17 protein-coding genes are annotated in these 22,781 nt (G+C 69.9%); 11 read left to right on the top strand and 6 right to left on the bottom strand.

The window, feature by feature from the left end:
* Nucleotides 1–93: 93 nt before the first annotated feature.
* Genes Ari01nite_RS08235 through Ari01nite_RS51365 form a run of 3 tightly spaced genes read left to right on the top strand, consistent with a single transcriptional unit; the run spans nucleotide 94 to nucleotide 2,705 of the window.
* Nucleotides 94–1,446, top strand: coding sequence for a glutamine synthetase family protein (locus Ari01nite_RS08235; RefSeq protein ID WP_203780508.1), 1,353 nt, complete (start codon nucleotides 94–96; stop codon nucleotides 1,444–1,446).
* A 16-nt stretch (nucleotides 1,447–1,462) separates the two neighbouring features.
* The gene (locus Ari01nite_RS08230) at nucleotides 1,463–2,224 is read left to right on the top strand and encodes a type 1 glutamine amidotransferase (RefSeq protein WP_203780507.1); all 762 of its coding nucleotides are present in this window, start codon (nucleotides 1,463–1,465) and stop codon (nucleotides 2,222–2,224) included.
* Between the two features lie 16 nt (nucleotides 2,225–2,240).
* Nucleotides 2,241–2,705 carry an ATP-binding protein gene (locus Ari01nite_RS51365; protein WP_203780506.1) on the top strand — a complete coding sequence of 155 codons (465 nt, stop codon included), beginning with the start codon at nucleotides 2,241–2,243 and terminating at the stop codon, nucleotides 2,703–2,705.
* A gap of 28 nt (nucleotides 2,706–2,733) precedes the next feature.
* Here the strand turns inward: Ari01nite_RS51365 and Ari01nite_RS08220 are convergent, their stop codons facing one another.
* On the bottom strand, nucleotides 2,734–4,113 hold the full coding sequence (locus tag Ari01nite_RS08220; RefSeq protein ID WP_203780505.1) for an NAD-dependent succinate-semialdehyde dehydrogenase: 1,380 nt from the start codon (nucleotides 4,111–4,113) through the stop codon (nucleotides 2,734–2,736).
* 76 nt (nucleotides 4,114–4,189) lie between these two features.
* Here Ari01nite_RS08220 and Ari01nite_RS08215 point away from each other — a divergent pair, with 76 nt between their 5' ends.
* On the top strand, nucleotides 4,190–5,053 hold the full coding sequence (locus tag Ari01nite_RS08215; RefSeq protein WP_203780504.1) for a LysR family transcriptional regulator: 864 nt from the start codon (nucleotides 4,190–4,192) through the stop codon (nucleotides 5,051–5,053).
* A gap of 124 nt (nucleotides 5,054–5,177) precedes the next feature.
* On the top strand, nucleotides 5,178–5,543 hold the full coding sequence (locus Ari01nite_RS08210; protein WP_203780503.1) for a hypothetical protein: 366 nt from the start codon (nucleotides 5,178–5,180) through the stop codon (nucleotides 5,541–5,543).
* A gap of 120 nt (nucleotides 5,544–5,663) precedes the next feature.
* Here the strand turns inward: Ari01nite_RS08210 and Ari01nite_RS08205 are convergent, their stop codons facing one another.
* The gene (locus tag Ari01nite_RS08205; RefSeq protein ID WP_239162571.1) at nucleotides 5,664–7,109 is read right to left on the bottom strand and encodes a glycoside hydrolase family 6 protein; all 1,446 of its coding nucleotides are present in this window, start codon (nucleotides 7,107–7,109) and stop codon (nucleotides 5,664–5,666) included.
* Between the two features lie 131 nt (nucleotides 7,110–7,240).
* Here Ari01nite_RS08205 and Ari01nite_RS08200 point away from each other — a divergent pair, with 131 nt between their 5' ends.
* Complete coding sequence (locus tag Ari01nite_RS08200) at nucleotides 7,241–8,233, top strand: DNA topoisomerase IB (RefSeq protein WP_203780502.1); 993 nt, start codon at nucleotides 7,241–7,243, stop codon at nucleotides 8,231–8,233.
* Nucleotides 8,234–8,257: 24 nt separating this feature from the next.
* On the opposite strand, the gene Ari01nite_RS08195 is transcribed toward Ari01nite_RS08200, so the two are convergent.
* On the bottom strand, nucleotides 8,258–9,454 hold the full coding sequence (locus tag Ari01nite_RS08195) for a hypothetical protein (RefSeq protein WP_239162570.1): 1,197 nt from the start codon (nucleotides 9,452–9,454) through the stop codon (nucleotides 8,258–8,260).
* Between the two features lie 21 nt (nucleotides 9,455–9,475).
* Nucleotides 9,476–11,530: a cellulase family glycosylhydrolase gene (locus tag Ari01nite_RS08190; protein WP_438872153.1), complete on the bottom strand. Its 2,055-nt coding sequence runs from the start codon at nucleotides 11,528–11,530 to the stop codon at nucleotides 9,476–9,478.
* 492 nt (nucleotides 11,531–12,022) lie between these two features.
* On the opposite strand from Ari01nite_RS08190, the gene Ari01nite_RS08185 reads away from it, so the two are divergent.
* Nucleotides 12,023–12,862: an NAD-dependent epimerase/dehydratase family protein gene (locus tag Ari01nite_RS08185; protein ID WP_203780500.1), complete on the top strand. Its 840-nt coding sequence runs from the start codon at nucleotides 12,023–12,025 to the stop codon at nucleotides 12,860–12,862.
* A 23-nt stretch (nucleotides 12,863–12,885) separates the two neighbouring features.
* Here Ari01nite_RS08185 and Ari01nite_RS08180 read toward each other — a convergent pair whose 3' ends face one another.
* Nucleotides 12,886–14,238 carry a beta-xylosidase gene (locus Ari01nite_RS08180; RefSeq protein ID WP_203780499.1) on the bottom strand — a complete coding sequence of 451 codons (1,353 nt, stop codon included), beginning with the start codon at nucleotides 14,236–14,238 and terminating at the stop codon, nucleotides 12,886–12,888.
* A gap of 946 nt (nucleotides 14,239–15,184) precedes the next feature.
* On the opposite strand from Ari01nite_RS08180, the gene Ari01nite_RS08175 reads away from it, so the two are divergent.
* The 3 genes from Ari01nite_RS08175 to Ari01nite_RS08165 all read left to right on the top strand — a co-directional run bounded on the left by Ari01nite_RS08175 (nucleotide 15,185) and on the right by Ari01nite_RS08165 (nucleotide 20,052).
* Nucleotides 15,185–16,582: a sigma-70 family RNA polymerase sigma factor gene (locus Ari01nite_RS08175; protein WP_203780498.1), complete on the top strand. Its 1,398-nt coding sequence runs from the start codon at nucleotides 15,185–15,187 to the stop codon at nucleotides 16,580–16,582.
* A 172-nt stretch (nucleotides 16,583–16,754) separates the two neighbouring features.
* Nucleotides 16,755–18,752, top strand: a complete 1,998-nt coding sequence (locus Ari01nite_RS08170; RefSeq protein WP_203780497.1) for an endo-1,4-beta-xylanase — start codon at nucleotides 16,755–16,757, stop codon at nucleotides 18,750–18,752.
* 154 nt (nucleotides 18,753–18,906) lie between these two features.
* Nucleotides 18,907–20,052 carry a S8 family peptidase gene (locus Ari01nite_RS08165; protein ID WP_203780535.1) on the top strand — a complete coding sequence of 382 codons (1,146 nt, stop codon included), beginning with the start codon at nucleotides 18,907–18,909 and terminating at the stop codon, nucleotides 20,050–20,052.
* A gap of 53 nt (nucleotides 20,053–20,105) precedes the next feature.
* On the opposite strand, the gene Ari01nite_RS08160 is transcribed toward Ari01nite_RS08165, so the two are convergent.
* The gene (locus tag Ari01nite_RS08160; RefSeq protein ID WP_203780496.1) at nucleotides 20,106–21,665 is read right to left on the bottom strand and encodes an alpha/beta fold hydrolase; all 1,560 of its coding nucleotides are present in this window, start codon (nucleotides 21,663–21,665) and stop codon (nucleotides 20,106–20,108) included.
* Between the two features lie 63 nt (nucleotides 21,666–21,728).
* Here Ari01nite_RS08160 and Ari01nite_RS08155 point away from each other — a divergent pair, with 63 nt between their 5' ends.
* Nucleotides 21,729–22,781, top strand: coding sequence for an NAD(P)/FAD-dependent oxidoreductase (locus Ari01nite_RS08155; RefSeq protein ID WP_203780495.1), 1,053 nt, complete (start codon nucleotides 21,729–21,731; stop codon nucleotides 22,779–22,781).

The raw sequence follows: 22,781 nt of genomic DNA, 5'->3' as shown, positions 1-22,781 counted from the left end.
GGCGACGATGTTACGTTCCGTTGCCCCGGACCAGCTATTGACACGGTCGTTCGGGTCCGTACGATCTGGCTTACCCCTCTTCTAGGAGCCGCCATGCTCGCAGTGGATGCGACCGCCATGGAAGCCGCCCAGGCCAAACTGGCCCAGCAGGAGATCGACGTCGTACGACTCGGGTACAGCGACCTCATCGGCGCCGAGCGCGGCCGGGACATCCTGGTACGCAGGTTCGCCCGAACGGTAGGCAGCGGGGTGGCCTTCTGCCGCTCGGTGTTCGGCACCTCGCCGATGGGCGACGTGGTCGACATCGAGGGCGGGCTGTCCGACGGCCTGCCCGACATGCTGGCCCTGCCCGACCTGGCAACGCTGCACGCCGTGCCGTGGGAGCCCGGCGTCGCACACGCCATCGCCGACGTCTACAACCCCGACGGCACCCCCGCCGAGGAAAGCCCCCGCAACGTCCTGCGCCGCGTGATCGACCGCTTCGCCGCACTGGACCTGCGCCCCATGGTCGGCCCCGAACTGGAGTTCTACGTCCTGGACCCGGCCCCCGAGGCACCCCAGGGCTGGAGGCGCTACGGCGAGGGCACCGGCAACGTCTACACGGCCGGCCTCAAGGGCGACCCGGAGAACACCCTGCTGGCCGCCCTGCGCAGACTCGACGCGTACGGCCTCGACGTGGTCGCCGCCAACCACGAGTTCGCCTCCGGCCAGTTCGAGATCAACCTCTGGCACTCGGACGCCCTGAACGCCGCCGACCGCGCCTTCCGCTTCAAGACCGCCGTCCAGGAACTCACCCGGATGCAGGGCAAGCTCGCCACGTTCATGGCCAAGCCGTTCAACGACGAGGGCGGTTCCGGCTTCCACCTGCACCTGTCCGCGTGGTCCCCCGACGGTTCAGCGGCCTTCGACGACCCGGACGCCCCCGACGGCCTGTCCGAGACCGCCCGCTCCGCGATAGCCGGCGTCCTGGCCCACGCTCCCGCCCTGGCCGCATTGCTGAACCCGACCATCAACAGCTACAAGCGCTTCGGTCCCGACACGCTGGCCCCGTGGCTGATCGACTGGGGCTTGGACAACCGCAGCGCGATGGTCCGAATCCCGCCCGAGCGCGGCGGCTCAACCCGCATGGAGCTGCGCCTGGGCGACGCGTCCGCCAACCCGTACCTGGGCATCGGTGCCGTCCTGGCCGCCGCCTACCTGGGCATCCGCGACAAGCTCGACCCGCCCGCCAAGCTGGAAGGCTACGGCTACGACGTGTCCAAGGCCGACCGCCTCCCCGGGGACCTGACCACGGCCCTGGCGGCCCTGGAGGCCGACACCGACCTGGCCGAGATCCTGGGTCCAAGGTTCGTAACCACCTTCCTCGCCTACAAGCGCAACGAGCTGGAACGTTTCTCCCAGTGGGTGACCGACTGGGAATTCCGCGAGTACAGCTACCACCTGTGATGCCGAGCCTCCGGTAATGCCGAGCCTCCTGGTAGTCCAGCACGACCACGTGTCCCCCTTGGGCCCCGTCGCCGAGCGCTTCACCGAGCACGGCTACGACATCGCCTACCACCCGGTGGTCGCCGAAGAACACTTCCACGCCCCCACCGTCACCACCTCCTTCCCCGACTTCACCCACTTCGACGCCGTGCTGCTGATGGGCGCCCCCTGGTCCACCTACGACCACACCCTGATCGGAAGCTGGGTACTCCCCGAGATGCACCAGCTACGCCAGGCCGACAGCGCCGGCGTCCCGGTCTTCGGAATCTGCTTCGGCGGCCAACTCCTGGCCGCAGTCCACGGCGGCCGCGTAACCCCCGCCCCCACTCCCGAAATCGGCTGGACCGCGGTAACCACCGACGACGAGTCGCTGGTCCCGTCAGGCCCATGGTTCGAATGGCACTACGACCGCTGGCACCTCCCACCCACCGCGGTAGAACTGGCCCGCTCCCCCGCCGCGTCCCAGGCCTTCGTCCTCCGCCGCAACCTGGCCGTGCAGTTCCACCCCGAGCTGACCCCCGCGATGCTGACCGGCTGGCTGAACCACGGCGGCGCCGCCAAAGCCACCGAACAAGGCAGAGACCCAGCCTCCCTACTCATCGAAACCAACCGCCAGGCCGCCGCAGCCGCCCAGCGATCCCGGGCCCTGGTCGACGGCTTCATCAAGCTCACCTCCTCCCGACAGGAGCCCGAGCCAGCCCCTCGGCGCCGGTGGCCGGACCGGCGACCTCAGTCATGAAGCCGCGCTGCGCGGCGTGCGTTACCCACAGCACGTCGAGGCGACCGCCTGGTATGTGCTGTCCGAGGCACTCACCAACGTGGTCAAGCACGCTCAGGCCAACGAGGTTCAGGTCCTGCTGGGGCGGCCGGACGGGCAGTTGACCGTCGAGGTCCGGGACGACGGCACCGGCTTCGACCCGGGTGCGGCGGGCGGTCTCGGGCTGGCCGGGCTGGCCGACCGGATGTCCATCGTCCGCGGCACGTTGCGGCGGCGAGGTCGCTGTCGAGACGGCAGTGGGTTCGGCCGACCAACTGGTCAAGACCGGGTGGGCGACGTGCAACATCTGCTGGCCGGGCCACGGCAATGCCCGCATCGGTCGGTCCCTGGCGCTGTCCGAGTCTTCGGTGGAGAAATACGTGAACGCCATCTTCGCCAAGCTCGGCCTGGCCGAACAGGAGGTGAACCGCCGTGTGGCCGCCGTACTCACCTACCTTCGTGACGGTGCCTGCGCCCACCCGAGTGAGCGGTCAGCTCCAGTCGACCGCCAGGTACTGGGTCTCCTGGAATTCCCGCAGGCCGTCCCGGGCACCCTCGCGGCCCAGGCCCGACTGTTTGACGCCGCCGAACGGCGCCGACGGGTCGGACACCAGGCCACGGTTGATGCCGACCATGCCGGCGTCGAGGGCCTCCCCGAGCCGGATCGCTCGCTGCAGGTCGCCGGCGAAGACGTACCCGGCCAGGCCGTACTCGGTGTCGTTGGCGGCGGCCAGCAGGTCGGCCTCGGTCGACCAGGTCAGCACCGAGGCCACCGGACCGAAGATCTCCTCGCGGACCAGGTCGGCGCCGGGCGGGACGTCGGTGAGCACGGTCGGCGGATAGAAATGGCCGGGCAGATCCGGGAGCGCCGCTCGGTGGGTGATCCGGGCGCCCGCCGCTACGGCGGCGTCGACCTTGGTGCGCACCCGCGACACCGCAGCCGCCGAGATCAGCGGGCCGATCTGGCAGCCGTCCGCGGCGGCTCCGACGCTCAGCTTCTCGACCTCGGCGCCCAGCCTGACCACGAAGTCGCCGGCGACGTCGCGGTGCACGAGGAAGCGGTTGGCGGCGGTGCAGGCCTGGCCGCCGTTGCGGAACTTCGCGACCATCGCGCCGGCCACCGCCGCGGGCAGGTCGGCGTCTTCGGTCACCACGAAGGGGGCGTTGCCGCCGAGCTCCATCGACGTGTTGAGGACGCGGTCGGCAGCCTGGTGCAGCAGCACCTTCCCCACCCCGGTCGAGCCGGTGAACGACACCTTGCGCACGCGCGGGTCGGCGAGCCACGCGCCGACCACGGTGGCCGGGTCGGTGGTGGTCACGACGTTGACCACGCCGCCGGGCACGCCGGCCTCGCGCACCAGGTCGGCGATCGCCAGAGCGGTCAACGGGGTCTCGGCGGCCGGCTTCAGCACCACGGTGCAGCCGGCGGCCAGCGCGGGCGCCAGCTTCCGGGTGGCCATCGCGGCCGGGAAGTTCCACGGCGTGACCAGCGCGGCTATGCCCACCGGGCGAGCCGTCACCACCGACCGGACACCCCCGGCCGGCGCCGTGCCGTAGGAGCCGTCGGTGCGCACCGCCTCCTCGGCGAACCAGCGGAAGAACTCGGCCGCGTAACCGACCTCGGCCAGCGCGTCCGCGGTGGCCTTGCCGTTCTCGGCCGTGATCAGCCGGACCAGGTCGTCGCGCGACAGCATCAGGTTCTCGTAGACGCGGCGCAGCATCTCGGCCCGCTCGCGTGGCGCGACATCCCGCCAGCCGCCAGCCGCGGCCGCTGCCCGGTCGACGGCCTTGCGCGCCTCGGCCTCGCCCTGGTCGGGGACGTGGCCGACGATCTCCAGGGTGGCCGGGTTGGTGACCGCGAGCAATGTCATGCGTCCAGTCTTGGAAGCGCCGGTCATGCCGTCCAATACTTGTTCGGCAGGCTGACCATGCCTCACAGTAATAGAGGTGGAGCTGCGTCATGTTCGCTACTTCGTGACCACCTGCGACGCCGGGACGGTGAGCGCCGCGGCGGCCCGCCTCCACGTCACCCAGCCGGGGCTGTCCCGCCAGCTGCGGCACCTGGAGGACGAGCTGGGCGTCGCACTGTTCGACCGGGCCGGGGGCCGCCTCGCACCGTCCCGGATCGGCCTCGCCCTGCTGCCGGCCGCGCGCGATCTGCTGGCCAAGGTCGCCGAGTTCCGTACGGCGGCCGGCTATCACGCGCAGGGCCGGCTTGGCCGGCTGACCATCGGCGCGCCGACCGTGACGCTGACCGACGTGGTGGCGCCTTTCATCGCGACGCTGGCGCCGGACGACCCGGTCGCCGACGTTCTCAACGCCGACCGGCTCAGCGCAGTCGAGACCCTCGCGCTCGGCGCCGACCTGGCGATCGGCACCGCGCGACCGCCTGAACCGTTCCGGTCGCTGCCGTTGGCCGCGCTGCCGGTTTGGGCATACGTGCCGGCCGCGCACCCATGGTCGGCGCGTGGCGAGGTGGCGCTGGAGGACCTGCTGGGTGAGCCGCTGATCGTGTTGCCGGCCTCGTTCACGGCCCGGGAGGCGCTGGACGCCGCACTGCTCGAACTGGGCGCCACGCCGGCCCGGACCATCGAGGCCGCGAACGGCACGGTGGCCCAGGCGCTTGCCGCGGCCGGCCGGGGCGTGGCCGTGGTGTCCGACGATCCGCGGTTCGGGCTGGTGCCGCTGCGGGTGCGGCGGCTCGCGGTCCGGCTGAGCGCCGCCTGGGACGGTCGGCACGCGGCCGCCACCACGCTGGAGGGTTTCGCCCAGCGGCTGGCCACCTTCGTGGCCGAGCGCTACCCGGCTTGAGCGCGACGAAGAGACCGTCCGGCCGGTCGGTCCGGGGAAGGCGCCGACGCGAGGAGGTGGCATTTCCGACATCACGGCGTGAGTGAGTACAACCTGACCCGCGAAGCCGCGTTAGCCTGCGGGGGTGAAGCTGAAGTTCAAGCCGAACCGCAAGCAGCTCATTGTGGTGGGCATCGTGGCGCTGGTGGCTCTCGGGCTGATGGCCAACCGGCCCGAGTCAGACGGCGGCGCCGCGTCGGGCGGGCTGGACGATGCCGGGCGGCAGGCGTGCAACGACTTCGCGGACGGCTACGCCGATGCGGAGAACAAGCCGCAACGGCTGGCCCTCGCGGACAAGGTGATGACCTCCAGCCGCCGCACCGACAACGACGCGATCGCGGACGCCGCCATGGAACTGGGCACCAAGGCCAGCACCGGCGGCTCGGCGTGGCGGTCCAGCGCCGACGCCTTCACGACCGCCTGCCGCGACGCCGACTGGGTGGCCCCATAGTCTGGGTGGCCCCATAGTCTGGGTGGCCCCATAGTCTGGGTGGCCCCATAGTCCGGAGGGCGGGCCCCGGAACAAAAACCGGGCCCGGCCAAACGGCCGGACCCGGTCCTATCGGTTACTTCAGGAGCCGAAACAGAGCAAAGCCGGCGCAGTGCTGGCGTTGCCGTTCGCCAGGAAGCCGAACTGGGCCGACGCCCGCGCCGCCAGCGAACCGTTCCAGGCCACGTTGCGGACCGTCGCGGCGGTGCTGGTGGTGGTCAGCGCGCCGTTCCAGACCTGGCTGATCGTCTGGCCGCTGCCCAGCGTCCACGTTACCGTCCAGCCGTTGATGGCCGCGTCGGCCGCGGTCACCGTGACCTGGCCCTGGAACCCGCCGTTCCACGAACCCGTGGTCTGGTAGGTCGCGGTGCAGCCGTAGCTGCCCAGCGTCGGCGGGTCCGTCGGCGGCCGCTGAGTCGGCGTCGTCGTCGGGGCCGTGGTGGGCGGCGTGGTCGGAGCCGTGGTGGGCACGGTCGTCGGCATCGTGGTCGGCGCGGTGGTCGCCGGCGGGTTCGGGGCCGACTGGGCCAGGCTGGCCGCCAGGGACGGCTGGAACGAGCCGGCCTGGAACGCGCAACCATCCGCCTCGCCCGGCGGCTTGATCCACAGGTAGGCGTCGATGTTGGCGTCGTTGGTCGCCGTGGTCGGGTACTGGCCGATGCGGCGGTCGGTGTTGTCGTCGCCGCACCAGTCGCCGGCGGCGCCGCCGTTGCGGCTGGTGTCGATCACCTGGGTCTTGCCGCTCACGCCGCGGCCCTGGAGGGCCGAGATGATGGAGCGGCCGTACGCGGCCTCGCGGTCCGTGGACTGGAAGTTCGACGCGTTCGTGTAGAACCCGTCGGCCACCGCGATGCCCGAGTTCACCAGGCGGCCGGCCTGGTCGGCAGCGCTGTTCCAGGCCGAGTGGCCGGCGTCCATGTAGACCTTGGCGTTCGGGTTGCCGGCCTTCAGCGTCGTCGTCGCCTGCCGCAGCGCCGCGTCCCGGGCCGCGATCTCGGCCGCGCTCAGACAGGTCTGCAGCGCGATCGAGTCCGGCTCCAGCACGATCAGCACCGTGCGGTTGCCCAGCCCGGCCGCGATGTTGGAAACCCAGGTCTGGTACGTCGGCAGGTCCGGCGCGCCGCCGGCACTGGCACCGCCACAGTCGCGGTTGGGGATGCCGTACAGGGTCAGCGCGGGGATCTGGCCGACCGCGTTCGCGGCGGAGACGTACCCGGACACCTCAGCCTGCACCGTGCTGAGGTTGAAGTTGGACAGCCAGCGCGAAGCCGGCTGGCTGGCGATCTTGTCCCGGATGACCTGCGCCCGGGAGTCGTTGGGGTTGGCCGCCAGCCAGCGGGCGACCGCCGTGCCGGAGGGTTCCCGGTAGAGGGTGCCGCTGATCGTGCCGGCCGAGGCGGAACCGGCGGCGAGCCAGACACCGGTCGCCGCCGTGACACAGGCGGCCGTGGTGGATGCCGCTGCGATGATCCAGCGTCGCCGGGAACGGGAACGGGAACGGGGATGGGGACGGGGAGAGGGGGACACGGACTTTCCTTCCGAAAAAGAGAGATCCGTCAATGGGAGCGCTCCCACAATAACAGCAGGGGGTCGTGTTTTGACCTCATCGATGCGGGGCACTCGCCGGTCCCCTGGGTTCGGCAGAGCGGAACAAAACGATGCGGTTGCGGCGAAGCAGATTGGATCGGCCGGGGTACGGGCGGCGGCGGGCCGGCAGCGGCTTCAGCTACCTCGACCCGGACGGCAAGCGGGTCACCGACCAGGAGACGGTGCAGCGGATCAAGGACCTGGTGATCCCGCCCGCCTGGCAGGAGGTGTGGATCTCGCCGGACCCGCGCGGCCACATCCAGGCCACCGGCGTCGACGCGGCCGGGCGCAAGCAGTACCTGTACCACCCGGACTGGCGCACAGCCCGCGACCAGGAGAAGTTCGACCGGGTGCTGGAGGTGGCGGCCCGGCTGCCGGAGATCCGGGAACGCCTCTGCGAGGACCTCACCACCGGCCGCGGGCTGACCCGGGAACGCGTGCTGGCGGCCATCGTCCGGCTGCTCGACCTCGGCATGTTCCGGGTCGGCAACGACCAGTACGCGGCCCGCGAGGAGGACCCGTCGTTCGGCCTCTCCACGCTCTCGCCCGACCACGTCCGCACCAGCGGCGCCTGCATGATGCTCAATTTCCCCGGCAAGTCCGGCGTCGAGCACTCCGGCACGATCGGCGACGGCGAGGTGTGCACGGTGCTGCGCGACCTGAAGCGACGCCGCCGCAAGGAGACTCGACTGTTCGCGTACTGGGACAAGAAAGCACGTCGGTGGCAGGAGGTGCACGCCGACGAGATCAACGACTACCTGCGCGAGATCAGCGGCGAATCGATGACCGCCAAGGACTTCCGCACCTGGCACGGCACCGTCAAGGCGGCCGCCGAGCTGGCCGAGGCCGGTCCGCAGCCGACGAAGACCAAGCGCAAGCGCGCCGTCTCGGACGCCATGAAGGAGGTGGCCGGCCTGCTGGGCAACACGCCCGCGGTGGCCCGCGCCTCCTATGTCGACCCGCGCGTGATCGAGCACTACGAGAACGGCACGGTCGTCAAGAACGGCGACGAGAAAGAGGTACGGCAGCTGCTGCAAAAGGGCTCCGGGCCCTCCGACGGGTAGTCGGAAGGCCCGGAGATCAGAAGATCAGCACCAGGTCAGCGTGGAGTTGTTCCGCGTGACGTTGGTGACGGTGTTGTTCGATCCGGTGCACGGGCTCCACCGGATGTTGGTGTTCGAGACCGTCAGGTTCTGGAACCTGATCCCCGTCGAGGCGGGGAACTCGGTGCGGTTCGCGATACGGACCTCACCGCCGCCGCTGATCGTGCCGGACGCGCCGGCGATCACGACGTTGTAGCAGTTCTCGACGAGCACCGAGTTGTTGCCGGTGTTGGCGATGTCGACGCGGTCGATGGTCGCGCCGCCGCTCTCCGAGACACAGAAGATGCCCCGGCCGCCGCCGCGCGCCTTCACGGTGCCGACCCGGATGTTGTTCGGGTACGAGCTGCCGACCCGGCCGTTGCGGTTGGCCATCCGGAACGCCGCGTAACCGGTGCCGGAGCCCGCGTTGTCCGCGTCGACGGTGCCGACCGTGGCGTTGATCGTCTGGTTCAGCAGCAGGCCGGACTCGCCGACGTTGCGCGCCGTCACGGTGCCGATGTTGATGCCGTCGACGCCGTACGTCTCGACCGCGTGCGAGCTGGCGCCGGAGACCGTCACCGTGCCGATGCGGACGTTACGGGTCCACTGCGAAGTGTCACCGCGGTTGTCGATGCGGACACCGAGACCGCTGGACAGATTCATGGTGATCGTCCCCAGCACGACGTTGGTGACGTTCCGCATGAAGATGCCGTACAGCGGCGAGCCGGTGACGGTGAGGTTGGCGACCTCCACCTCGGTGGTGCCGCGCGAGTAGATCGGGGCCTGGTCACCCGAGCCCGATCCGCTCACGTTGATGGTGCCGCACACGTCGATCAGCGTGTAGCTGGGCAGCGAGATGCGCGAGTTCGCGCTGATCGTGCCCGAGCCGCGGACCACGACGTTCTGCTTCGAGGTCCGGGCCGGCAGGCTGCTGATCGCGGCCTGCACCGCGGCACGCATGTCGGTGCCGGTGTACACCTGGGTGCTGCCCCGCCGGGCGACCCAGTTGCTTCCGCTCTGAACCGCCTCGGCCTGGTACGACAGCGAGCCGCAGGCGGCCGCCGTCGCTGGGGTGGACATCGTGGCTACCGCGACACCGCCGGCGGCCGCCAGGGTGGCGACAGCCAGGATGCCGGCGCGGACGCCACGCTTCCGCTTGATGCTGGGGATTGCGGGAGTTGCGGGGGATGCGGGGGGTTGCATGTGACTCCCTTTCGCTCTCGGTCAGCTGATGGAACCGGTCACGTTGCTCCCCGACTTCGTGACGTAGTACGTCAGCTTGGCGCCGCTCCAGAAGTGCAGAGTCAGCGTCACCTTGGCGCTGTCGTTGACGTCCGCGAAGAACTCGGGCGTCAGCTTGACCGTGCCGGCGGTGTAGTCGGGCAGGAACGTGTAGGCGAACTCCTTGAACGAGGTCCAGTTCTGCGGGCCCGCGTTGGTGCCGTCGGCGTACTTGGCCTCCATCGTGGCCACGCGGTCGCCGTTGAACGCGGTCGGAATCGCAAACGCGGCGGTCGTGCCGGTCGCCGCGCTCACCACCGGGGAGTCGTAGGTGATGATGTTGATCCGCCACGGGACGCCGGCCGAGAACACGAGCTGGAGCTGTGCGTTCGTGCCGTACGTCCGGTCGCCGACCAGCGTGGTCACCGCGTCCGCGGTGAGCGTGAGCTGGTCGCCGGACACCGTGTAGTCGGTGCCCTGGACGAGGTCGGTCCCGTTGTGCCGGACCGCGGTCAGGGAGGTGCCGTTGAGGTTGAGCGTGACGGTCTTCGCCGCGATCGCGGCGGACTTCGCGACGAACACCTGGTCGGTGGACGCGGTGCCGGAGCGGACCGTCCAGCTCGACTTGATCTGGTTGTACAGTTCCACGTCGCGCCAGGTCAGCGCGGTGCGGTCAAGGTGCTGGCCGTTGTCCCAGAGCATCGTGGTGATGCCCTTGAGACGGGTGTAGTAGCCGTAGTACTCGAAGAACTTCAGCTTCTCACCCTGTTCGACCGCGTCCAGCGAACGGTCGAAGCCGAGCAGGCCGTACTCGCCGACGATCACCGGGATGCCCTTCGACACGAACGTGTTCACGTTGCGGTCGACGACGTCGGTGAGGTCCTTCTGCGTGGTGGCGTCGAAGGTGGTGGTGCCGGCGATGTTCACGCTGAACGGCCAGTAGCCGTAGAAGTGCGTGGTGACGGCCAGGTTGTTGTCGTTCAGCGCCGCCACCGTGGTGGCCAGGTTGTCGAGGTGCACCTGGTCGGACGAGGTGTGCAGGGTCGGCAGCACGATCAGGCGGGTGGCGTTGGTGCCGCCCGAGTCACGGACGATGGAGCGGAACGACGTGTTCAGCTCGTTGAGCAGGCTGGCGTTCTGCGCGTCACCGGAGCTGCCGGTGAACTGCGGCTCGTTGACGCTCTCGAAGATCAGCTTGTCCGACGTCGTCCGGAAGGTGCTCGCGATCTGCTCCCAGGTCGCGTTGTACCGGGCCAGCACGTTGTCGTGGTCGGTCGGCATCGTGTTGATCCACTGCCACGAGTCGTGATGGATGTTGATCATCACGTACAAGCCGTCCTCGAGGGCCCAGTCGACAACCTCTTTGACCCGATTCAGGTACGCCGCGTTGATCGTGTACGACGGGGCGCCACCCTGCTGTGCGCTCCAGGTCACCGGGATGCGGATGCTCTTGAAGCCCTGCGCCTTGACGCCCTCGAGCAGCTCCTCGGTGATCCGCGGGTTGCCCCATGCGGTCTCGTCCGCGCCGACCGCGTCCAGCGTGTTGCCGAGGTTCCAGCCGGGCTGCATGGCGGCGACCGTGGCGGCCGCGTTCTGCGGTTCGCCGGTCGGCGGCGTGCTGGGCTCGGTCGTCGGCGGCGTGCTCGGCGGCGTGCTGGGCTCGGTGGTCGGCGGCGTCGTCGGGTCCACGCTGCCGGTGCAGGTCGCGCCGTTCAGGGTGAACGAGGCCGGCGACGGGTTGCTGCCGGTCCAGCTGCCGTTGAAGCCGAACGACGCGGTCCCGTTGGTCGGCAGCGAGCCGTTCCAGCTGGCGTTGGACGCGGTCACGGCGTCGCCGGACGACGTGATTGAAGCGTTCCAACCCTGCGTTACACGCTGTCCCGCAGGGAACGTCCACCCCAGTTGCCAGCTGCTGACCGGGTCGCCGAGGTTTTTGACCGCGACGTTGGCGGTGAACCCGCTCGGCCACTGGCTGCCGACCGTGTAGGTCACCTGGCAGCCGGTGGTGGCGGCCCCGGCGCCGGTGGCTGCCGCGGTGGCCAGCCCGGCGGCGGCCACGACGGTAACGGCGCCGGCAAGCCAAGCTTGCCGGCGCCTGGAGCGGAATCCGGGTATGGAGGAAGCCATTGCGATCCGATCACAGAGGTGGCGCAGCGCCCAGCACGGTGCGAAACCGCGACGAAACGTACGCGAAACGGGGATCGCAGGCTAATGCCGATTTGCCAGAGACGTCAATCGATGCGCCCGCATGCTGGGAGCGCTCCCAGCGGGTTTTGGGATCAATCCTGCCGGTCGAGGAAGTCCAGAGTAACCGTGGCGAAGAGCGGCGACACGAACATGCTGTAGTGCGTCACCCCAGGTAGCAACGCCAACGCGTGCCCGCCCTCGGGCCGGCCCTCCCCCGCCCCGCCGCCGTCCCGCAGCCCGCCGTCCAGCAGATCTCGACGAAGTGGCTCGCGGCCAGCGTGGCCAGGCAGCCGTGCAGCCCGGGCGGCTGCCGGGAACTCATCGCCCCCGGCAGAACACTTTCAGATCTGGCAGGCTGGCGGCATGCGGATCGCGGTCACCGGCGGCACCGGCAAACTAGGCCGGGCGGTCGTCGCCGAACTCAGGGACGCCGGCGACGAGGTAGTGAACATCGACGCGGCGGCGCAGCGCCCCGACCTGCGCATCGACCTGACCGACTACGGCCAGACGATCGAGGCGCTGACCGCGATCGACGACCGCTACGACCGGATCGACGCGGTGGTGCACCTGGCCGCCATCCCGGCGCCCGGCATCACCGGCAACGCGGCAACGTTCCAGAACAACATCATCGCGACCTACAACGTGTTCGCCGCGGCCCGCGCGGCCGGCATCACGAACGTGGTCTGGGCGTCCAGCGAGACCCTGCTGGGCATCCCGTTCGACACCCCGCCGCCGTACCTCCCGCTCGACGAGGACTACCCGGCCCGCCCCGAGTCCCGGTACGCCCTCGCGAAGCACCTCGAGGAGACCATGGCGGCCCAGTTCTGCCGGTGGAATCCCGCCCTCAAGATGATCGGCCTGCGCTTCTCGAACGTGATGGACCCCGCCGACTACGCCGAGTTCCCGTCCTTCGACGCCGACCCGGCCCGGCGCAAGTGGAACCTGTGGGGCTACATCGACGCCCGCGACGGCGCCCAGGCGGTGCGCCGGGCCCTGGCGTACGAGGTCCCCGGGGTGGAGATCTTCATCATCGCCAATGCGGACACCGTGATGAGCAGGTCATCAGCCAGCCTGGCCGCGGCCGTCTGGCCCGACGTCGAGGTCCGGCGCGACCTGGGCGAACACGAAACCCTGCTGTCGATCGACAAGGCGCGGCGCCTGCTCGGCTACGAACCCCGCCACACCTGGCGGAACCACATCTGAGCGAGGCCGCCGCGCCACGTCGATCACGGCGTCAAAGTGACCGCGTACGCGTCCTTCAAATTGGTCCAGTTGATCGGCACCGTGATCGCTCCCCCGCTGACCGTCAACCGGCTGTTGGAGACGACCGTCGGGGCACTCACATAAGCGTTGGTCGAGGGCATCCGCTCGACCAGGACGTTCACCGAGCCGTTGCCGACCAGCCAGGACGGGATGCCGGTGTAGCGAAGGTCGACCGCGCCCTGCGACGCACCCACCCGCGCGCCCAGCACCGCGATCGACCGGCGCGCGGACGAGTCCTGGAAGACGGTGCCGTCATGGCTGGAGCCGGCCGTGATCTTGGTGCGCTGGCCGGACTGGTCGGCGTAGCGCTTGTAGACCCACCACTGGCCCATCGGCTGGTTGGCGTTCGCGGTGACCAGCCAGCCGAACGTGTCGTACAGCGACGGGGTCTGGCCGACCATGCCCCAGTTGGCCCGGGCGCCGTCGCAGTTACAGCGTTCGAGCCGGGCGATGTACCAGGCGGACGGGCCCGGCTGCTGCTCGTCGCCGAACGCGCCGTACTCGTTCACCGACGTCCCGGAGATGCTGATCCCGCGAGACGACAGCATGCCGCTCAGGGCCGCCGCGTCGGCGGCCGGGTCGCCGGGCAGATCGTGCCAGCTGATGATGTTGGGCACCACGTTGTTGGCCCGGACATAGTCCAGGTACGTGTTCCACCACGAGTTCGACGGCGACGGCACACCCGCGTAGCTGGGCCCCTCGATCACCGCGCCCGGGATGGCCGCCCGCACCAGTTGGGTGCCGCGCCGGATCATCTCGAGGTACTGGCTCTGGGTGCGCCCCCAGAAGAAGATGTTCGGCTCGTTCCACAGGTCCCAGCGCACGTCCGACCCGGTCATCCCGGCGGCCCGGGCGTCGGCGATGATCCGGTTGACGAACGTCGTGTACTCCGTCCAGTTCCCGCCGTCACCGGGCCAGCGCGGCACGTTGCACACCCCGTCGGCACCCCAGACGCCCGAAAAGAGCAGGCTGAACGCGGCGCCGGTGGACCGGGCCCGGGCGTAGTAGGCCTTCAGGAAGTTCCACCTGGCCGTGTACCCGCCGTTGACGTAGCCACCGTTCGGGCACCCGATCTGCGACCCGCCGGCCCGCATGACCTTCACCTTGATCTGGCTCTGCAACGACTGCGACGGCGAGGCCCCGTTGGTCGAGGTGCCATAGATGAACCCGGACGCCCGATAGGTAGGCGTCCCCCCATACGCCGTCATGTCAACGGTCATCGTGTCCACCGCCGCAAGCGCCGGCGAGGCCGGAACAACAACCACAACCATCAGCAGTACGGGCACAGCAAGCAGCCGGCCCACCCGTCTCCACATACCAACTCCTCCGGGGGACAGCACGCAGAATCAGCGCGCGAAGGAAAACTGTTTCCCGAAGTTACGAGCCGCTATTAACACATGTCAATGACTTATGAACGCCTCCCCTAGGAAACATCAGGAAACATATTTCCGATCCAGGAAACACAGTGGACCGCCCGGAGCCGCCCGCAGTATGGCACTCGCCATGCCTTTTGCCGCAAACGTCCCCCGCTGGCCTCGTCCGCGACGCGATGTTGTCGATCTGCTGTTCGACGATGACCGGGATCCGCTGGCCGCATCGTGGGCCTGTCCTGGCTGCAGAATTCGGACGATCATTCCACCCGCCGGAACACCCTCCGGAGCAAAAGCCGCGTAATACCTTATAAAGCCGCTCCACCGATAGATCGTGGCGAGTTCCGGTTCGACCGGAGTTCGACCGGAACAACCAATTCTTCAAGATCGCGACCCGGGCCACCACCACCAGACGGCGGCGGGTGTCGGCTCGCTGTGGCACTTCACCGGCCGCGCATCAACCGAATGGCGAAACTCTAGGTGACCGTAAATCGCCAAGATCTAGCCCAGGCAGCCATCGGCGAACTCTTAAGGCATCGGATATGCGCCCAGCGGCGGGCTGCCGCAAAGCGGGATGGCTGGGGCTGGGTTGGAGGTCCGCCATCGGCCGCCCCGAACGGCAACCGCGCCGCGTGCAACTTTGTTCGGGCGGACGGGTCAAGGTCTCCACGCGCCGGAAGCCGGATGGGGCCGCGCCGCCGGGCAGGGTGACGGCCGAGCGGGTGCAGGCGCGCGAAACGCGCGCTATGGCCCGTCGGGGCAGGTGGTCGCGGTGTGAGGCAGGGCTGCCGCGGGGGGTGGGTGACGGTGCCGTCGCGTACCTCTGCATGTTCTTGAATGTTCTGGGCGGGTCTCGTAGCATGCCGGTCACACTTCGTGAGCGGACAGACCGATGGCTGTGGGTACGTGGGCGCCGGCGGCACCTGGGGGCGATGCTGCGCTGGTCGTGGCGGCTCGGGGTGGGGATCGGGCGGCGTTGGAGGCGTTGGTCCGGGGGCATCTGCCGCTTGTCTACAACCTGGTCAGGCAGGCACTCGGGGCTCGGTCTGAAGTGGACGACGTGGTGCAGGAGGTGCTGCTCCGGGCCGTTCGGGAGCTTCCCAAGCTGCGGGCCCCGGAGAGTTTCCGGGCCTGGCTCGCCGCGATCACGGTGCGGCAGGTCGGCACCTACGCGGCCAAGGCTGACCGGGCGGCGGAGCGGATTGCGCCGCTGGAGGATGCGGCCTGGAAGCCGGGGGCGGACGCCGAGGAACCGGCGCTGCTCCGGCTCGAGATGGCGCAGCAGCGGCGCCAGGTCAAGCACGCCGGACGGTGGTTGTCGGCGGATGAGCGCGCCGTTCTGTCGCTCTGGTGGCTGGAGACCGCGGGGGAACTGACGCGGGCCGAGCTGGCCGCGGCGCTGCGGGTGCGGGTGGGGCATGCGGGGGTACGCGTCCGGCGCATGCGGGAGCAGCTGGAGCTGAGCCGGAGCATCGTGGCGGCGCTCGAAGCCGTGCCGGGCTGCGATCGGCTCAGTGCGACCATCGCGGACTGGAACGGGGTTCCCGGGCCGTTCTGGCGGAAGCGGATCGCGCGGCACGTCCGGTCCTGTGCGGTGTGCGGGCCGGCCGGGGAGCGGATGATTCCGGCGGAGCGGCTGCTGGCGGGGCTGGTCGCGGTGCCGGCGGCGGTGGACAAGGCGGTCGTTGAGGCAATCGGCGGGGCGGTGACCGCGACGGCATCCGGTATCGGCCTCAAAACCGCGCTGGCCGGCGCCGTCACGGTGGGAGCGCTCACGGTCGGACTGGCCGTCGCCGCGGACGAAAAAGAGAACCCGGACCAGAAAGAGCAACAGCCCACGGTGACGCAAAGTCAACCGCCGCCGTTGTCAACCGGCAAAGTATCGCTCGAATCGGCCAACCAGAGCGGGCGTTACGTGGCCATTCTCGGCGACGCGGGCGTATTGACCGACGTCAGCAACGACACCGATCGGAAATGGGCGACGTTCGAGGTTGTGCCGGGCTTGGCGGATCGGCAATGCTATTCGCTGCTCGCCGCGGACGGCCGGCACCTGCGGCACCTCAACTGGCGCCTGCGGGCCAGCGACGAGCAAAATACGGTGCTGTCCCGGCGGGATGCGACGTTCTGCGCCCGGGCCGGCTGGTCTGCCGGAACCGTGGCGCTGGAGTCGTACAACTACCGGGGCTGGTTCCTGCGGCACACCGGCGGCGAGATGTGGGTCGATCAGTTCGACGGCAGCGCGGAATTCGGCGCCGACGGGTCGTTTCTGACCCGCCCGCCACTGGACTGAGGGCGGTCGCCACTGGACTGAGGGCGGTCGCCACTGGACTGAGGGCGGTCGCCACTGGGCTGAGGGGCGGTCGCCGCAACATCGTGGACACACCATTGTCATGGGAGCGCTCCCATGCAACGATGGCTGTCTCTATCTGACGGCGTACCGTTTCCCCCTAAGGAACACCGAGATGCGCGCACTTGCGCGGCTCGCCGTGGCCACAGTCCTGGTCGCGGCGCCCGTAGCCGCCGTAACAATCACGAACATCGCGAGCGCTGCCGACGATCCGGCCGCGGTCACCGTGCTGACCGACACGTTCGAGGACGGCACCTCCGACGGCTGGGCGGGTCGCTCGGCCGAGGTGCTGGCCACGAGCACCACGGTCGCCCACGGCGGCAGCCGGAGCCTGCAGGTCACCGGGCGGACCGCAGCCTGGCAGGGCCCATCGCTCGATGTTCTGGACCTCTTCGAGAAGGGCACCGCGTACACCATCTCGGTCTGGGTGCGCATGGCTGAGGGGTCGGACAACGCCCGGCTCAGCGTCGAACGGCGCACCGGTGGCACCGCCTCCTACGACCAGGTGGTCGGCAACACCGCGGTGAACAACGGCAACTGGGTCAACCTGGTCGGCCGGTACACGCTCGCTTCCGACGTCGAGTTCCTGCGGGTGTACGTGGAGACCTCGTCCAGCACCGGTTCGCTCTACATCGACGATGTCGCGATCAGCTACGTGCCGTCGCTGCCGATCCAGACGGACATCCCGTCGATCAAGGACGTGATCACCGAGTTCCCGGTGGGCGCCTCGATCACCGGCGCGGAGATCGTCACCGAGCACGGCCAGCTGCTGAACAAGCACTTCGACCTGGTCACGCCGGGCAACGCGCTCAAGTGGGACGCCACCGAGCCCACCGAGAACACCTTCACCTACACCCAGGCCGACCCGCTGGTCGCGTGGGCCAAGGCGAACGGCAAGGCCGTCCGCGGGCACACCTTCGTCTGGCACAACCAGACCCCGGCCTGGGTCTTCGTGGGCGCCGACGGCCAGCCGATGACCGCCACCGCCGAGGACAAGGCGCTGCTGCTGTCCCGGCTGGAAAATCACATCCGCAACGTGGGCGCCAAGTACGGCACGACCATCCCGGTGTGGGATGTGGTCAACGAGGTCATCGACGAGAACCAGTCGGACGGCCTGCGCCGCAGCAACTGGTTCAACATCGCCGGCCTCGACTACATCCGGACCGCGTTCCGGGTGGCGCGTGAGGTGCTGCCGACCGCCAAGCTCTACATCAACGACTACAACACCAACGTGCCGGCCAAGCGCGACAAGCTCTTCAACCTGGTCACCCAGCTGAAGGCCGAGGGTGTGCCGATCGACGGTGTGGGCCACCAGGTGCACATCAACGTGAGCTGGCCGACGCTGTCCGAGAGCAAGGCGATGATCGACAAGTTCGTCCCGCTCGGCATCGACCAGCAGGTCACCGAGATGGACGTCAGCATCTACACCAACAGCGGCGAGAACTTCCCGACGCCGCCGGCCGACCGGCTGCGCCAGCAGGCGTTCATGTACCGCGACATGTTCGCGCTGTTCCGCCAGTACCCGGGCGAGATCACCGCGGTGATCGTGTGGGGCCTCGCGGACGACAACACCTGGCTGGACACCTTCCCGGTGACCCGCAAGGACGCGCCGTTGCTGTTCGACACCCGGCTGCAGGCCAAGGACGCCTACTGGGGCGTGGTGGACCCGTCCAAGATCGGAACGACCACCACGGCACCGACGGTCGTCCCGACCACGTCATCGCCGACGCCTACTCCCACGGTCTCTTCCTCCGGGCCGCCCACCGACCCGCCCAGCCCCACTCCGTCCAACATCGGGTCGTGCTCGATCAGCTACCGGGTCACCGGCAGCTGGCAGGGTGGATTCCAGGGCGAGGTCAAGATCACCAATACCGGTACGGCGATCAGCGGCTGGCGGGCCGGCTGGACCTTCACGGCCGGCCAGACCGTCGCCCAGCTGTGGAACGGCTCGGTCAGCCAGAGCGGCTCCACGGTCACGGTGACCAACGCCGCGTGGAACGGCAACCTGGCCACCGGCGGCACCGCCTCGTTCGGCTTCCTCGGCAGCTGGACCGGCAGTAACCCGGTGCCGCCCGCATTCACGCTCAACGGCAACGCCTGCACCACCGCTTAGTGGTTACACCGCCGTCGCGCTCGTGCGCCACCGACACGAGCGCGACGGCACCTTCGAACAGCTTGTCCGGCCGTCGGGGGGCGGCTTTCATCCCCATCGATCGAGAGGACAAGGGGACGTGAAAATCCGCAAGAGCGTGGGCGTCGCCGCACTGATGGCCGGCGCCCTCGTGGCCCTGGCCGCACCGGCGATCGCCGAGGACAGCACGGGCGAGATCCGGCACGCCGACTCACCTAACGCGGTGCCCGGCAGCTACATCGTCGTGCTGAAGGACGGCACGCTGTCCACGGTCGACACCCGCGCCTCCAAGGTCGCCGGCAAGTACGGCGGTGTGGTTCGCGGTGTCTACGCGAACACCCTGCGCGGCGGCTTCGAGGCCCGGATCTCGGAGGCCGCGGCCGAGCGGCTGGCCGCCGACCCGGCGGTCGAGTACGTCGAGCAGAACCAGGTGTTCCGGACCGCGGACACCCAGGCCGGCGCGACCTGGGGCCTGGACCGGCTGGACCAGCCGAGCCTGCCGCTGAGCACCACCTACACGTACCCGAACACCGCGGGCGAGGTTACCGCGTACATCATCGACACCGGCGTGCTGACCACGCACAGCCAGTTCGGCGGCCGGGCGGTCAGCGGCTACGACTTCGTCGACAACGACAGCAACGCCACCGACTGCAACGGCCACGGCACGCACGTGGCGGGCACGGTCGGCGGCAGCACGTACGGGGTCGCCAAGGCGGTCAAGCTGGTCGGCGTCCGGGTGCTGAACTGCGCGGGCGAGGGCACCACGGTCGGCGTCCTGAACGGCATCAACTGGGTCACCCAGAACGCCGTGAAGCCCGCGGTGGCCAACATGAGCCTCGGCGGCGGCGCCAGCAGCAGCATCGACACCGCGGTCAGCAACTCGATCGCGGCCGGCATCACCTACAGCGTGGCGGCCGGCAACAGCAACGCGAACGCGTGCAACTCCTCCCCCGCCCGGGTCGCCGCGGCGGTCACCGTCGGCGCCACCACCCGGACCGACGCGAAGGCCACGTACTCGAACCACGGCAGCTGCCTGGACATCTTCGCGCCCGGGTCGTCGATCACGTCGGCCTGGTACACCAGCGGCACCGCCACGGCCACGATCAGCGGTACGTCGATGGCCGCACCGCACGTGGCCGGCGTGGCCGCGCTGCTTCTCGAGGCCGACCCGGAGCTCACTCCGGCACAGGTGGCGACGTCGCTGACCACCACCGCGGTCAGCGGCAAGGTGACCAACCCCGGCACCAACTCGCCCAACCTGCTGCTGCAGGTCGTCAACTGAATCCGGGCCTCGGCGGCGGGTCCTGACTGGGGACCCGCCGCCGAGATGTGCCGTCAGGCCGGCGGGAACGGCGGCCGGTCCTGGCCGCACCGGGTGCCCACCGGCGGCACCTCACCGTGCAGCACGTAGCGGGTGTACCAGTTGGTGATGCACGTGCTGTTGCTGCTGGTGTGGCCGAAGCCGTCGAGCGTCAGCAGCCGGGCGTTACCGAGCTGGCGGGTCATCCGCACGGCGAAGTCGTACCGGGTCGCCGGGTCGTAGGTCGGGTTGACCACCAGGACCGTCTGCGACGTCTTACGGTCCCACGGGCCGTTGTAGCGTTCCTGCACCCGCGGCCAGGTGGCGCAGCCGACCTCGCTGAACGCCTCGGCCCGGCCGTAGGTGCGGTGCGCCTTCTCGAACGCCACGGCGAAGCCCGGGTACAGCTCCGGGTTGCGCGGCAGCGGCGCGTCGGCACAGTTCACCGCGCGGCCGGCGTCGAAGCCGTTGAACGCGTACGCGTCCCCGTCCCGGCTCCACAGCCGGCCCGTTGCCTGCTTCGGCAAGGCCGGCCCACCGGCCTTCAGCGTGCTCGGCGTGCCGGTGATGGTCTCGTGCAACAGCTGCAGGATCTGCGCCGCCTCCGGGAACGCCTCCAGGTCGTACATCACGTCGATGACGAAGCCGGTGAAGTCGTCGAGGGTGGCCGTGCCGATGCCGGGCACCTCCACGGGACCCTGCCGGAACCGCTCGCGGATCGCGTCGAACTTGGTCCGCGAGTCCGGCCCGAACACACAGTGCGCCCCCGCCGCGTCGCACTCGCGCAGGAAGCCGGCCAGCGCGATCTCGAAGCCGCCGGCCCGTTCGAACTTGTTGACCAGGCGGCGGTTGGTGCGCTGGTCGGGGTCGACGTTGCCGTCCAGCACGACGGCGCGCACCCGGCGCGGGAACAGGTTGACGTACGTGGCGCCGATCAGCGTGCCGTACGAATAGCCGATGTAGGTGAGCTTGTCGTCGCCCACCGCCTGGCGCAGCAGGTCGAGGTCCTTGGCGACGTTCAGCGTGCTCATGTGGGTCAGCAGCGGGCCGGCGTTGGCCTTGCACGCCTCGGTGTGCGCGACGTTGGCCGCGAGCGTGGCGTCGATCTCCGCCTCGGTCAGCGGTACGCCGCGGATCCCGGACAGGACCGCCTCGGCCTCGGCGTCGGTCGGGAAGCACTGGATCGGGTCGCTCGCTCCGATGCCCCGCGGGTCGAACCCGACCAGGTCGAAGCGGGCCAGCACCTCGGGCGCCACGATCCCGTTCGACCGGACCAGGCCACGGCCCGGGCCACCCGGACCACCCGGGTTCACGAAGATCGTGCCGATCTTGCCGGCCTGGTCGGCGGCCGGGCGGCGGGCCAGCGCGATGGTGGTGGTGGCGCCGCGCGGCTTGTCGTGGTCGAGCGGCACCTCGTAGGTGGCGCAGTCGTAGCCGAGCAGCGGCGTCTCGGTGCAGGCCGCCCAGCTGACCGGGCGGGCACGGGATGAGGCGGCGGCCGTTCCCGGAACGGCGACCGCGGCGGTGACCAGTACCGCAAGTGCGACGCCGGAGCGTACGGCGAACCGGCGTGGTGGCGCTGTGGAATCGGTCATGCGGCTCATCCTTGCATCCATCGACAACCGTCACTCATAGATCAACTGCGCCACAATGCAGGCATGCGGATCGAAGCGGACGTGGCCGTGATCGGGGCCGGGATCGCCGGGGTGTCGGTGGCGGCGGAACTGGCCGGCGACCACGCGGTGGTGCTGCTGGAGCAGGAGAGCCAACCCGCTTACCACACCACCGGGCGGTCGGCCGCCATGTTCCTGGAGAGCTACGGCGGCCCGCCGGTGCGCGCCCTCACGGTGGCGAGCCGGGCGGTGTTCGACGCGGCCGGTCCACTGCTGACCCCGCGCCCGCTGCTCTGGGTGGCGCCGCCCGCGCAGTTCGACCGGCTGGAGGCGCTGGCCGGCTCGGCACTGATACCGGTGGATGCCGCGGAGCACTGCCCGGTGCTGCGTCCGGGCTGGTGCGCGGCCGCGCTGCTCGAGCCGGGCGCGCTGGAGATCGACGTCCTCGGCCTGCATCAGCATTACCTGGGCTCCTGCCGCCGCTCCGGCGCGGAGATCTTTTTAAATGCGGCCGTACGCGGCGGACGGCGCGACGGTGACCGCTGGCTCCTGGACACCGCCGCCGGACCGGTATCGGCGGCCGTGGTGGTCAACGCGGCCGGTGCCTGGGCCGACCGGGTCGCGGCGGCCCTCGGCGCGCCGCCGCTCGGTCTGCGGCCGCTGCGCCGCACCGCCGCGGTGGCCCGGGCGACCGGCGTGGACCGGTCCTGGCCGATCGTGGCCGACGTCGGCGAGACGTTCTACTTCCGGCCGGAGGGCGCCGGCGTGCTGGTCTCGCCGGCCGACGAGACGCCCAGCGAGCCGTGCGACGCCCGCGCCGACGACCTGGACGTGGCGCTGGCGCTCGACCGGGTCAACCGGGCCACCACACTCGGCCTGCGCTCGGTGCAGACCGCGTGGGCCGGCCTGCGCACGTTCGCGCCGGACCGGATCCCGGTGGCCGGGCCCGACCCGGCGGCGCCGGGCCTGTGGTGGATCGCCGGCCAAGGCGGGTACGGCATTCAGATCGCGCCCGAACTGGCCCGGGTGACGGCCGCCTCGGTGCGTGGCGAGGCCGTCCCCGAGGCGCTGTCGGTGGCCCGCTTCACCGGGCGTTGA

This window comes from Paractinoplanes rishiriensis, assembly GCF_016862375.1.
Taxonomy (GTDB): domain Bacteria; phylum Actinomycetota; class Actinomycetes; order Mycobacteriales; family Micromonosporaceae; genus Actinoplanes; species Actinoplanes rishiriensis.
This window is presented reverse-complemented; position numbering and strand designations above follow the sequence as displayed.

Coding starts and splice junctions, on each gene's coding strand:
- Ari01nite_RS08235 (WP_203780508.1), top strand. CDS start 94: ATGCTCGCAGTGGATGCGACCGCCATGGAAGCCGCCCAGGCCAAACTG.
- Ari01nite_RS08230 (WP_203780507.1), top strand. CDS start 1,463: ATGCCGAGCCTCCTGGTAGTCCAGCACGACCACGTGTCCCCCTTGGGC.
- Ari01nite_RS08220 (WP_203780505.1), bottom strand. CDS start 4,113: ATGACATTGCTCGCGGTCACCAACCCGGCCACCCTGGAGATCGTCGGC.
- Ari01nite_RS08200 (WP_203780502.1), top strand. CDS start 7,241: ATGCGGTTGCGGCGAAGCAGATTGGATCGGCCGGGGTACGGGCGGCGG.
- Ari01nite_RS08195 (WP_239162570.1), bottom strand. CDS start 9,454: ATGCAACCCCCCGCATCCCCCGCAACTCCCGCAATCCCCAGCATCAAG.
- Ari01nite_RS08185 (WP_203780500.1), top strand. CDS start 12,023: ATGCGGATCGCGGTCACCGGCGGCACCGGCAAACTAGGCCGGGCGGTC.
- Ari01nite_RS08180 (WP_203780499.1), bottom strand. CDS start 14,238: ATGTGGAGACGGGTGGGCCGGCTGCTTGCTGTGCCCGTACTGCTGATG.
- Ari01nite_RS08175 (WP_203780498.1), top strand. CDS start 15,185: ATGGCTGTGGGTACGTGGGCGCCGGCGGCACCTGGGGGCGATGCTGCG.
- Ari01nite_RS08170 (WP_203780497.1), top strand. CDS start 16,755: ATGCGCGCACTTGCGCGGCTCGCCGTGGCCACAGTCCTGGTCGCGGCG.
- Ari01nite_RS08165 (WP_203780535.1), top strand. CDS start 18,907: ATGGCCGGCGCCCTCGTGGCCCTGGCCGCACCGGCGATCGCCGAGGAC.
- Ari01nite_RS08160 (WP_203780496.1), bottom strand. CDS start 21,665: ATGACCGATTCCACAGCGCCACCACGCCGGTTCGCCGTACGCTCCGGC.
- Ari01nite_RS08155 (WP_203780495.1), top strand. CDS start 21,729: ATGCGGATCGAAGCGGACGTGGCCGTGATCGGGGCCGGGATCGCCGGG.